This window comes from Pantoea sp. UYEF8 (assembly GCF_040546285.1).
In the GTDB taxonomy this organism is placed as follows: domain Bacteria; phylum Pseudomonadota; class Gammaproteobacteria; order Enterobacterales; family Enterobacteriaceae; genus Pantoea; species Pantoea brenneri.
Window position 1 is genome coordinate 67,907 of the sequence record NZ_JBEPNM010000008.1, and the last position, 11,729, is coordinate 79,635.

The following is an 11,729-nucleotide window of genomic DNA, read 5'->3' on the forward strand; positions in this document are numbered from 1 at the left end:
AAGAGGCTTTGATGCAAACTTTTGATGTGGTGATTGCCGGTGGCGGTATGGTCGGACTGGCAGTGGCTTGTGGCCTGCAGGGCAGCGGACTGCGCATCGCGGTACTGGAAAAATCTCCCGAGCCGCCAGTCAGCCTGAGTGATACACCCTCGATTCGCGTCTCGGCTATCAATGCGGCCAGTGAGCGTCTGCTACAGAAGCTGGATGTCTGGTCGACCATTCTCTCGCTGCGTGCCAGTGCGTATCACGGTATGGAAGTGTGGGATAAGGACAGTTTCGGTACCATCGCCTTTGACGATCAGCAGCAGGGGCTGTCTCACCTGGGCCATATTATCGAAAATCCGGTGATTCATCGCGCCCTGTGGCAACGCGCCAGCGCCTGCAGCGACGTGACGCTGATGGCATCCGCCGAGCTGCAGCAGGTGGCGTTTGGCGATAACGAAGCCTTTATTACCCTGCAGGATGGCAATATGTTAACCGCGCGTCTGATGATTGCGGCTGACGGAGCCAACTCCTGGCTGCGTAACAAAGCCGATATCCCGCTGACTTTCTGGGATTACGATCATCACGCGCTGGTCGCTAACGTCCGCACCGGGATGCCGCACGATGCGGTAGCGCGTCAGGTGTTCCATGGCGACGGTATTCTGGCTTTCCTGCCGATGCAGGACCCGCATCTGAGTTCGATTGTCTGGTCGCTGTCACCGCAGGAGGCGAGCCGGCTGGAAAGTATGCCGGAAGCGTTATTCAATCAGCAGCTGTCGGTGGCGTTTGATATGCGGCTTGGTCTGTGCCAGCTGGAAAGCGAGCGCAAATCGTTTCCTCTGACGGCGCGCTATGCCCGTAATTTTGCCGCGCACCGCCTGGCGCTGGTCGGGGATGCGGCCCACACCATTCATCCGCTGGCAGGACAGGGCGTGAACCTGGGCTTTATGGACGCGGCTGAACTGATCGGTGAAATTCGCCGGCTGCATCAGCAAGGCAAAGATATCGGACAGCACCTCTATCTGCGCCGCTACGAACGCAGCCGTAAGCACAGCGCCGCGCTGATGCTGGCTGGCATGCAGGGCTTCCGTGAGATGTTTGCCGGTAACAACCCGGCAAAAAAACTGCTGCGCGATGTCGGCCTGAAGCTGGCAGACAGCCTGCCGGGCGTTAAACCGCTGATGCTGAAGCAGGCGATGGGCCTGAATGACCTGCCGGCGTGGCTACGCTGAACCCGCTCTGACCCGCTCCCGAGCCAGCATTTGCTGGCTTTTTTTCTGTCCGAAACCCACTCTGCACCATCACAAGGCAGCGCCGCACCACTATCGCCCCTCGTTTGATTTATTCTAATTTTGCCGCTCAATTCGCATTACTTTTTCTTATTCGGCGCATCGGCGAGCACCGCATTTTTTATAACATCCTGAACGGCTTCTCGCATAAATTTGCTGCGGTTATTTAACCTTCCTACATTTATTGCGTGATTAATCACAAAATTGCAGTTTTTTATCCTGTCGGTGATTAATCCTGGTTAGGCTGTGCATCAGCTTTCGACCCCGGTTTGCTTATGGTTAATCGCCAGATTCGGTGGTAACGTCAGCCTAAAGAGAACGTTTGCGTCGGCAGGGTTTGCGGCGCGCTTTGGTACTCACTCGCTTCTGCACAGGATGGTTATGACTCAGCAAACACCTCTGTTTGAACAGCATCAGGCCTGCGGCGCTCGCATGGTGGATTTTCATGGCTGGATGATGCCGCTGCACTATGGCTCCCAGATGGATGAGCATCATGCGGTGCGTAATGACGCCGGCATGTTTGATGTCTCCCACATGACCATTGTTGACCTGAAAGGCCCGCGTACCCGCGAATTTCTGCGCTACCTGCTGGCAAATGACGTGGCAAAACTGACTCAGCCCGGCAAGGCGCTCTATACCGGCATGCTGAATGCATCAGGTGGCGTCATTGATGATTTGATTGTTTACTTTATGAGCGAAGACTTTTTCCGGCTGGTGGTGAATTCCGCAACGCGGGAGAAAGACCTCGCCTGGATCGCTGAACATGCGCAGGGCTACGGCATTACGCTGACCGAACGTGACGATCTGGCGCTGATTGCCGTACAGGGGCCGCAGGCCCAGCAGAAAGCGCAGACGCTGTTCAGCGAGACACAACGGCAGGCGGTATCCGGGATGAAGCCGTTCTTCGGCGTACAGGCGGAGGCGCTGTTTATTGCCACCACCGGCTACACCGGCGAAGCGGGATATGAGATTGCGTTACCGGCAGACGAGGCGGCCGATTTCTGGCAGCGGTTGCTGGCCGCCGGAGTAAAACCTGCGGGTCTCGGTGCACGTGACACGCTGCGGCTGGAAGCCGGCATGAACCTGTACGGTCAGGAAATGGATGAAAGCGTTTCACCGCTGGCTGCCAACATGGGCTGGACGGTGAGCTGGGAGCCGGCCGATCGGGCCTTCATCGGACGTGAAGCGCTGACGTTAAAGCGTGAACGCGGCACCGAAAAACTGGTCGGGCTGATCCTGACCGAAAAAGGCGTGCTGCGTAACGGCTTGCCCGTGCGCTTTACCGACGATCAGGGCGAGCCACAGGAAGGGATCATCACCAGCGGTTCGTTTTCGCCCACTCTGGGTTACAGCATTGCCCTGGCACGCGTGCCAGCCAGTATCGGCGACACCGCCATCGTTGAGATCCGTAACCGCCAGATGCCGGTAAAGGTTACCCGACCGATTTTTGTCCGCGCCGGTAAACCGGTCGCCCAGTAAATTTTATTCAGGAGAAATGGCCAATGAGCAATGTGCCAAATACGTTGAAGTACCGCGACAGCCACGAGTGGGTGCGCAAAGAAGAAGATGGTTCTTATACCGTAGGCATCACCGAACATGCGCAGGAACTGCTGGGTGACATGGTGTTTGTCGATCTGCCTGAAGTCGGCGCAACCTTTGCTGCTGGTGAAGAGTGTGCAGTCGCCGAATCAGTCAAAGCGGCCTCCGACATCTATGCACCAATCAGCGGTGAGATTGTTGCGGTTAACGACCTTCTGTCCGATTCGCCAGAGCAGGTCAACAGCGAACCTTATGATGGCGGCTGGTTATTCAAAATCAAAGCCAGCGACGAGTCTGAAATTGACACGCTGCTGGACGCGGACGCTTACAAAGCCTCTATCGACGAGTAATCGTCAGGCGGCCTCGCGCAGAGGCCGCAGATTTCTGTTTGCACTCTCTGTTCCCCAGCCCGATTCAGGATTTACTGCTAATGACTCAGACTCTCAGCCAGCTTGAACACAACGGTGCATTCATTGAGCGCCATATCGGTCCTTCACCCGAGCAGCAAGCGATGATGCTTGAGGCGATTGGCGCCCCCTCGCTGGAGGCGTTAATCGGCACGATTGTCCCGGCCGACATTCAGTTGCCCGGCCCGCCAGCCGTGGGTGAAGCGGCGACGGAACAACAGGCGCTGGCTGAACTGAAAGCGATTGCCAGCCAGAATCTGCGTTACAAATCCTGGATCGGGATGGGATATAGCGCGGTGATCACCCCACCGGTTATCCTGCGCAATATGCTGGAAAACCCAGGCTGGTACACCGCGTATACTCCGTATCAGCCGGAAGTTTCGCAGGGACGACTGGAGGCGTTGTTAAACTTCCAGCAGGTGACCCTCGATCTGACCGGCATGGATATCGCCTCGGCCTCGCTGCTGGACGAAGCGACCGCTGCGGCAGAAGCGATGGCGATGGCCAGACGCGTCAGCAAGCTGAAAAATGCCAACAAATTCTTTATTGCCGATGATATTCATCCGCAAACGCTGGATGTGGTGCGGACCCGTGCCGAAACTTTTGGCTTTGAACTGATTATCGATCGGGCTGAAAAAGCGCAGGATCATGACGATCTATTTGGCGTGCTGCTGCAACAGGTTGGCACCACCGGTGAAGCGCACGATTACAGCGCGCTGATTGCCGGACTGAAAGCCCGCAAAGTGGTGGTCAGCGTCGCAGCGGATTTCATGTCGCTGGTCCTGCTGGAAGCGCCAGGCAAGCAGGGTGCCGATATTGTCTTTGGCTCCGCACAACGCTTCGGCGTGCCGATGGGGTACGGTGGCCCTCATGCGGCCTTCTTCGCCAGCCGCGATGAGCATAAACGTTCAATGCCGGGGCGCATCATCGGCGTCTCCCGCGATGCCGCCGGTAATACCGCGCTGCGCATGGCGATGCAGACCCGTGAACAGCATATCCGTCGTGAAAAGGCCAACTCCAACATCTGTACCTCACAGGTGCTGCTGGCGAATATCGCTGGCCTGTATGCGGTATTCCACGGTCCGGCCGGACTGAAACGCATTGCCTCACGTATTCATCGTTTTACCAACATTCTGGCGGCGGGCTTGCAACAAGGCGGCCTGACGCTGCGTCATCAGCACTGGTTCGATACGCTGACGGTTGAAGTAACAGACAAAGCGGCGGTCCTGAACCGCGCTCAGAGCTTTGGCGTCAACCTGCGAAGCGATATTCACCATGCTGTTGGCATCACGCTGGATGAAACCACCCGTCGTGAAGATATTCTGGCGCTGTTCGCCATTCTGCTGGGCGATGCGCACGGCCTGGATCTGGATAAGCTCGACAGCGAAGTCGCACTGGAGAGCCAGTCGATTCCAGCCGGTTTGCAGCGCCACAGCGATATTCTGACCCATCCGGTGTTCAACCGTCATCACAGTGAAACAGAGATGATGCGCTACATGCACAGCCTGGAGAAAAAGGATCTGGCGCTGAATCAGGCGATGATCCCTCTGGGCTCCTGCACCATGAAGCTCAACGCCGCGGCAGAAATGATCCCGATTACCTGGCCGGAATTTGCCGAACTGCACCCGTTCTGCCCGGCAGAACAGGCCAGCGGTTATCTGCAGATGATCGGTCAGCTGTCACAGTGGCTGGTGCAGCTCACCGGTTACGATGCGCTTTGCATGCAGCCGAACTCTGGTGCACAGGGCGAATATGCCGGTCTGCTGGCAATTCGTCGTTATCATGAAAGCCGCAATCAGGGCGACCGTCACCTCTGCCTGATCCCCAGCTCGGCGCACGGCACCAATCCGGCGTCGGCCCAGATGGCCGGCATGGATGTGGTAGTGGTGGCCTGTGACAAACAGGGCAACATCGACCTCGGCGATCTGCGTGAGAAAGCGGCACAGGCGGGCGATAAACTCTCCTGCATCATGGTGACCTATCCGTCAACACACGGCGTTTATGAAGAGACCATCCGCGAAGTCTGCCAGATTGTGCATCAGTACGGCGGTCAGGTTTATCTCGACGGCGCAAACATGAATGCCCAGGTCGGTATCACCACGCCAGGCTATATTGGCGCGGATGTCTCGCACCTTAACCTGCATAAAACCTTCTGTATCCCGCACGGCGGCGGCGGACCGGGAATGGGGCCGATTGGCGTAAAAGCGCATCTGGCACCGTTTGTTCCGGGCCATAGCGTGGTGCAGATCGATGGCGTATTAACCCAGCAGGGAGCGGTGTCAGCGGCCCCGTTTGGCAGCGCCTCTATTCTGCCGATCAGCTGGATGTACATCCGCATGATGGGAGCAGAAGGGCTGAAGCAGGCCAGTTCAGTCGCGATCCTGAATGCCAACTATATTGCCAGTCGTTTGCAGTCCGCCTATCCGGTGCTCTATACCGGCCGTGATGGTCGGGTGGCGCACGAATGTATTCTTGATATCCGGCCACTGAAAGAGCAGACCGGCATCAGCGAACTGGATATTGCCAAACGCCTGATCGACTACGGTTTCCATGCGCCAACCATGTCGTTCCCGGTCGCGGGCACGCTGATGGTGGAGCCGACCGAATCGGAAAGCAAAATCGAGCTGGACCGCTTTATTGATGCGATGCTCTCTATTCGTATGGAGATCGACCGGGTCGCGGCGGGCGAATGGCCGCTGGAAGACAACCCACTGGTGAATGCGCCGCATACCCAACTGGAAATCGTCAGCGAGTGGACGCATCCTTACAGCCGTGAACTGGCGGTTTTCCCGGCGGGCAGCCACAACAAATACTGGCCGACGGTAAAACGTCTGGATGATGTGTTTGGTGACCGCAATCTGTTCTGCTCCTGCGTACCAATGAGCGACTATCAGTAACTCACGCCAATCGCATAGCCGCTAAGCAAATCTGAGCAGGGCCGATTCGTCGGCCCTTTTTTATCTGGAGGCGAAATGAAATTAGCACTGGTTACCGGCGGCAGCCGCGGTATCGGACGCGCCACGGCGTTATTACTGGCGGCCAGAGGCTATCGGGTGGCGGTCAATTATCGCCAGCGCGAGGCAGAAGCACAGCAGGTGGTGACAGAGATTCAGCAGCAGGGCGGCGAGGCCTTTGCGCTGCAGGCAGATATTGCTGATGAAGCCCAGGTGATGGCGATGTTTGCGCAGCTCGATCAACAGCCAGCGCCGCTGACGCTGCTGGTCAATAACGCCGGGATTCTGTTTCAGCAGTGCCGGGTCGAGCAGCTGGATGCAGCACGCCTGCACAAAGTGTTTGCCACTAACGTCATCGGCACCTTTCTCTGCAGCCGCGAAGCAGTAAAACGTATGGGCACCCATCACGGCGGTCAGGGCGGCGCGATTGTTAACGTCTCGTCAGCCGCCTCACGGCTTGGCGCACCGGGAGAGTACGTCGATTACGCCGCCTCTAAAGGGGCGATGGATACGCTGACCAAAGGGTTATCGCTGGAAGTCGCGCAGCAGGGGATTCGGGTAAATGGGGTTCGTCCGGGATTCATTTATACCGAGATGCATGCCGACGGGGGTGAAGCAGGCCGGGTTGATCGCCTCGCCAGTGTAATCCCGATGGGCCGCGGCGGGCAGGCAGAGGAGGTGGCAGAAGCGATCGTCTGGCTGGCCAGCGAGGCGGCCTCTTATGTCACCGGCAGCATCATTGATGCCGCCGGCGGACGCTAACCGACAGCGCCGCCGCTTTTCAGCCGCGGCGTCATCCGTTACAGGTTTTCGCCGTTGCTGGCGATGACCTGCTGATACCAGTTAAAGCTTTTCTTCTTCGAACGGGAGAAATCGCCGCTGCCGTCGTCGTTTTTATTGACGTGAATAAAGCCGTAACGCTTATCGTACTGGCCGGTGGTAAAGGAGACGCAATCCAGGCAGCCCCACGGCGTATAGCCCATTAATTCCACGCCGTCGTGCGTCACCGCCTTTTTCATCTCTTCGATGTGGGCGCGCAGATAATCGATACGGTAATCATCTTCAATCACGCCCGCGTCGTTTGGCTTGTCGATTGCGCCAAAACCGTTTTCTACGATAAACAGCGGTTTCTGATAACGCTCATACAGCTCGTTAAGCGCGTAACGCAGGCCGACCGGGTCAATCTGCCAGCCCCAGTCTGACGCTTTAACGTGTGGATTTTTTACCACGCCTTCGAAACCGGTGATCGGATCGTCCACGCCGCTGGCATCAGTCTTCACGGCATTACTCATGTAATAGCTGAAACCGACGTAGTCCGCACAGCCTTCACGCAGCGTGTCGGCGTCCTCCGCTTCCATCTGGATCTCATAGCCTTTACGCGCCCACTCTTTCAGCGTGTAGGTCGGATAGTAGCCGCGCATCTGCACATCACTGAACACGTAACGCTGATGCATCGCTTCCTGCGCCAGCACCACATCATCAGGATGACAGGAGAATGGGTAGACCGGCACCATGGCGATCATACAGCCAATCCGGAAGTCAGGATTAATAGCATGACCGAGTTTGACCACCTTAGCGCTGGCGACAAACTGGTGGTGCATTACCTGATACATCGCCTGCTCAGGCTTCTCATGCTCGGTAAAGATTACCCCAGAGCAGCAGTAACCAAACAGCGGATATTGCCAGTTGCGCTGGTTATTGATCTCGTTAAAGGTCATCCAGTATTTCACTTTGTTTTTATAGCGATTCAGCACTACTTCGCTGAAACGCACAAAGAAATCGACCACTTTGCGGTTGTGCCAGCCGCCGTACTGTTTCACCAGGTGATAGGGCATTTCGAAGTGGGAGAGGGTGATGACCGGTTCAATGCCGTACTTCAGCAGTTCATCAAACAGATCGTCGTAGAATTGCAGGCCAGCCTCGTTTGGCTGTTGCTCGTCGCCATTCGGGAAGATGCGGGTCCAGGCAATTGAGGTGCGGAAGCATTTGAAGCCCATTTCGGCAAACAGCGCGACATCCTGTTTATAGTGTGAGTAGAACTCAACGGCCTGATGGTTAGGATAGAAATTGCCGGGCTGGACACCGTCGGTAATCACCCGATCGACGCCGTGTGAACCGCCGGTCAGCACATCAGCGATGCTGACGCCTTTACCGCCCTGATCCCAGCCGCCTTCAACCTGATGCGCTGCCACCGCTCCGCCCCAAAGAAACCCTTTTGGTAACTGCAATTCTGCACTCATGCTTCACCCCATTACGGATATTGAAATTGGAATGAGTTTAGCAAGGCAATAATGAAAGTCACGATATAACAGCGCGCCAGTAATGTGATCTGTTACATCAGAAAAACAGGCTGTTTTATTTACCCAGTTGGCGGCCAATCGCTTCAATAATATAGGTGACCGGCACCTGCGTCGTAATGTCTGAATTATCAGCCATCCGAATAATCGGGACGTGATAGCAGAGGCTGAAATCACTCATTTTCGCCAGCGAGCAGCTCTCGGTGTTAGTGATGGCAATGATTTTGCACTTGTTGAGGCTGAACTGGCTGGCAATGCGCAGGATCTCTTCGGTCTCGCCGGAGACGGATAAAATAATCGCAATCGCATTTTCATACAGATCAGGGCTGACCGGATAATAGGGATCGTCAATCGCGTGGCTGAATTTACCCAAATTGGAAAAGAAACGGGCGCCATATTTTGCCAGGCTGCCTGAGGTGCCGACGCCAATAAAAAATACCCGCTCCGCCCGATTAATCTTTTGCGCCGCCTGGGCAATGATCTGCTCGAACTCCGGGTTATTAATACTTTTAAAAAAACTCAGCATCTCATTGACGCTGGCGGTATTAACCTGCGGCGCAGTCTGCTGCTCGGTTAACCGTAGCCGGATACGGAATTCCGACCAGCCTTCACAGTGCATCTTGCGGCAAAATCGCAGCACGGTAGTGGTGGAGACCGCGGCCTGCTCGGCCAGCTCGCGAATGGTCATATAGCTGACACGTTCACGATGTTTGATGATGAACTGATAAACCTGCATTTCCAGGTCGTTAAGGCGGGCGAGATCGCGGTGCGAAAACATGGGTGGCTCATTGTACAGTTGACCAGCCCGCAGTTTACCAGATTCATCGGCTGGTTTGCCCGTTACAAGGTTTCACAGATTAATTTCAGCGTACATGTGTACACCGAAACTGATGTTGGCTACTCTGGATAAGGTTTTTTTTATCGCTTCACTTTCAGGACACCTTATGACCACCACGCGTTTACCCTCAACGGGCTACTCACTGACCGAGGAAATTGCCAATAGCATCAGTCATGGGCTGGGCTGTCTGTTTGGCGTTGTCGCACTGGTATTAATGCTTAACCAGGCGAGGGATACGGGCGCAGATGCCATGGCGATCACCAGCTACAGCCTGTACGGCGGCAGCATGATTTTGCTGTTCCTGGCCTCAACGCTCTATCACGCCATTCCCAACGGACGGGCCAGACCCTGGCTGAAAAAGCTGGACCACTGCGCTATCTACCTGTTGATTGCCGGCACCTATACGCCTTTCCTGCTGGTGGGCCTGAGGTCGCCGCTGGCCTACGGTCTGATGGTGGTGATCTGGAGCCTGGCACTGGCCGGCATCATCTTTAAGCTGACCATTGCGCACCGCTTTAAAGTGCTGTCGCTGGTAACCTATCTCTGCATGGGTTGGCTGTCGCTGATCGTGGTGTATCAGCTGGCGATGACGCTGGCACCCGGCGGTATCTGGCTGCTGGCAATCGGCGGCATCATCTATTCGCTTGGGGTCATTTTCTACGTCGCGCGCCGCATTCCATTCAATCATGCTATCTGGCACGGGTTTGTACTGGGCGGCTGTGTCTGTCACTTCTGCGCGATTTACTTTTATGTCGGATAGCCAGGCGGAGCGATCCTCCGCCTGGCCGCGATCAGAGCTGTGACGCGAGCATATCTTCCAGCTTTTGCTGATCGAGTGCGAACTGGCGGATGCCTTCTGCCAGCTTATCGACCGCCATCGCGTCCTGATTATGCAGCCAGCGAAATTGCGCTTCCGTCAGAGGCGAGGGCGGATTCGACACCGCAGTCGAAGGCGTCAGCTGGCGCGTCACCGGCAAATTACTGCTTTCCAGGCTCTGCAGCAGCTCAGGCGAGATGGTCAGCCGATCGCAACCGGCCAGGGCCAGGATCTGTTCGGTTTTACGAAAGCTGGCCCCCATAATCACCGTCTGATAGCGGTGAGATTTGTAGTAGTGGTAAATATTGCGAACCGATACCACGCCCGGATCGTGCTGCGCTGTGTATTCCGCCTGCGGATTGCGGCTGTGATGCCAGTCAGAGATGCGTCCGACAAACGGCGAAATCAGGAACACCCCGGCTTCGGCACAGGCCTGCGCCTGAGCGAAGGAAAACAGCAGCGTCAGGTTGCACTGAATGCCGTTGCGCTCCAGCGTTTCAGCCGCGCGGATCCCTTCCCAGGTTGATGCCAGCTTAATCAGAATACGTGAGCGGTCGACGCCTTGCTGTTCATACATCCGCACCAGCTTTTCAGCCCGGGTGACGCACATGCCGCGGTCAAATGAGAGCCGCGCATCGACCTCGGTCGAAACCCGGCCCGGCACGCTTTTCAGGATCTCCACGCCCAGATTGACCGCCACCCGATCGCAGGCATTGATGATCTGCGTCTGTTTACTGCCGCCCTGTGTTCTGGCGTAATTCACCGCCTCTTCAATCAGTGGCTGGTAGCGGCTCAGGGTCGCCGCTTTCAGAATCAGTGACGGATTAGTGGTGGCATCCTGCGGATGATAGCGACGTATCGCCTCGATATCGCCGCTGTCGGCGACCACGGTGGTGTACTGTTTCAACGCCTCTAAGGGGTTCATTTTTCACTCCATAATCAGGTCTGCAGCGCCATGGCGGGCACACTTTTCCCTGCGAAAGCAGCGTCGCATTTCTGGTGGTGTCGGTAAGGGGGATCGGGCGAAGCCCTGAGTTGACTGACTTCGCCCGCACAGCAAAGGCGGCTTACTTATTCAGGCTGGCCTGCTCGTAGTACTCAATTTTATCGACTTTAGCGCTCGAGCCGCCGGCTTCAAATTCTGACGCCAGCCAGGCGTTGACGATACTTTTCGCCAGCTCCGGCCCGACCACGCGTGCGCCCATCGTCATCACCTGGGCATTGTTACTTTTACGGGCGCGCTCAGCAGAGAAGGTGTCGTGGCACTGGGCCGCACGGACGCCGGGGACTTTGTTGGCGACAATCGCCACCCCGATTCCGGTGCCGCACAGCAGAATTCCACGCTCATATTTCCCCTGCTGGATAGCGGTTGCCAGCGCAAACGCCACATCCGGATACATCGGCCGGTCATTACGGGCGTCATTGCTGTAATCCACCACTTCGTACTGCTTCTCTTCCAGATGACGTTTAATCAGGTTTTTCAGCTCAATCGCCGCATCATCGGCGCCAATCGCGATCGTTTTCATCGTCTTCTCCAGCAAGTTACCCGCTCAGCCCGCCATGCAACAGCAGGCGCAAAAATGTTCAGCATCAGCCTGACACACTT

The 11,729-nt window shown here is 56.3% G+C and carries 10 protein-coding genes; 6 read left to right on the plus strand and 4 right to left on the minus strand.

The genetic code is table 11. The features are described from left to right. Positions 1 to 11: 11 nt before the first annotated feature. The 5 genes from ubiI (at position 12) to ABIB18_RS15590 (ending at position 6,933) form a co-directional block, all read left to right on the plus strand. On the plus strand, positions 12 to 1,214 hold the full coding sequence (ubiI, locus tag ABIB18_RS15570; protein ID WP_089561215.1) for an FAD-dependent 2-octaprenylphenol hydroxylase: 1,203 nt from the start codon (positions 12 to 14) through the stop codon (positions 1,212 to 1,214). A 438-nt stretch (positions 1,215 to 1,652) separates the two neighbouring features. Then, positions 1,653 to 2,750: a glycine cleavage system aminomethyltransferase GcvT gene (gene gcvT, locus ABIB18_RS15575; protein ID WP_354474740.1), complete on the plus strand. Its 1,098-nt coding sequence runs from the start codon at positions 1,653 to 1,655 to the stop codon at positions 2,748 to 2,750. 23 nt (positions 2,751 to 2,773) lie between these two features. After that, on the plus strand, positions 2,774 to 3,160 hold the full coding sequence (gene gcvH, locus ABIB18_RS15580) for a glycine cleavage system protein GcvH (protein WP_031375752.1): 387 nt from the start codon (positions 2,774 to 2,776) through the stop codon (positions 3,158 to 3,160). An 80-nt stretch (positions 3,161 to 3,240) separates the two neighbouring features. Next, the gene (gene gcvP / locus ABIB18_RS15585; protein WP_046289230.1) at positions 3,241 to 6,114 is read left to right on the plus strand and encodes an aminomethyl-transferring glycine dehydrogenase; all 2,874 of its coding nucleotides are present in this window, start codon (positions 3,241 to 3,243) and stop codon (positions 6,112 to 6,114) included. A gap of 75 nt (positions 6,115 to 6,189) precedes the next feature. Continuing rightward, on the plus strand, positions 6,190 to 6,933 hold the full coding sequence (locus tag ABIB18_RS15590; protein WP_046289229.1) for an SDR family oxidoreductase: 744 nt from the start codon (positions 6,190 to 6,192) through the stop codon (positions 6,931 to 6,933). Positions 6,934 to 6,971: 38 nt separating this feature from the next. Here the strand turns inward: ABIB18_RS15590 and ABIB18_RS15595 are convergent, their stop codons facing one another. Further along, positions 6,972 to 8,411 (minus strand): 6-phospho-beta-glucosidase, encoded by a 1,440-nt coding sequence (locus ABIB18_RS15595; protein ID WP_069728858.1) that lies wholly within the window; start codon positions 8,409 to 8,411, stop codon positions 6,972 to 6,974. A 115-nt stretch (positions 8,412 to 8,526) separates the two neighbouring features. Further along, positions 8,527 to 9,246, minus strand: a complete 720-nt coding sequence (locus tag ABIB18_RS15600; protein WP_031375751.1) for a MurR/RpiR family transcriptional regulator — start codon at positions 9,244 to 9,246, stop codon at positions 8,527 to 8,529. 166 nt (positions 9,247 to 9,412) lie between these two features. Between ABIB18_RS15600 and trhA the strand changes: the two genes are divergently transcribed. After that, positions 9,413 to 10,066, plus strand: coding sequence for a PAQR family membrane homeostasis protein TrhA (gene trhA / locus ABIB18_RS15605; protein ID WP_089561213.1), 654 nt, complete (start codon positions 9,413 to 9,415; stop codon positions 10,064 to 10,066). A gap of 31 nt (positions 10,067 to 10,097) precedes the next feature. Here trhA and tal read toward each other — a convergent pair whose 3' ends face one another. Continuing rightward, on the minus strand, positions 10,098 to 11,048 hold the full coding sequence (gene tal / locus ABIB18_RS15610) for a transaldolase (protein ID WP_089561212.1): 951 nt from the start codon (positions 11,046 to 11,048) through the stop codon (positions 10,098 to 10,100). 142 nt (positions 11,049 to 11,190) lie between these two features. Continuing rightward, positions 11,191 to 11,649, minus strand: coding sequence for a ribose 5-phosphate isomerase B (gene rpiB, locus ABIB18_RS15615; protein WP_031375748.1), 459 nt, complete (start codon positions 11,647 to 11,649; stop codon positions 11,191 to 11,193). Between the last annotated feature and the right edge of the window lie 80 nt (positions 11,650 to 11,729).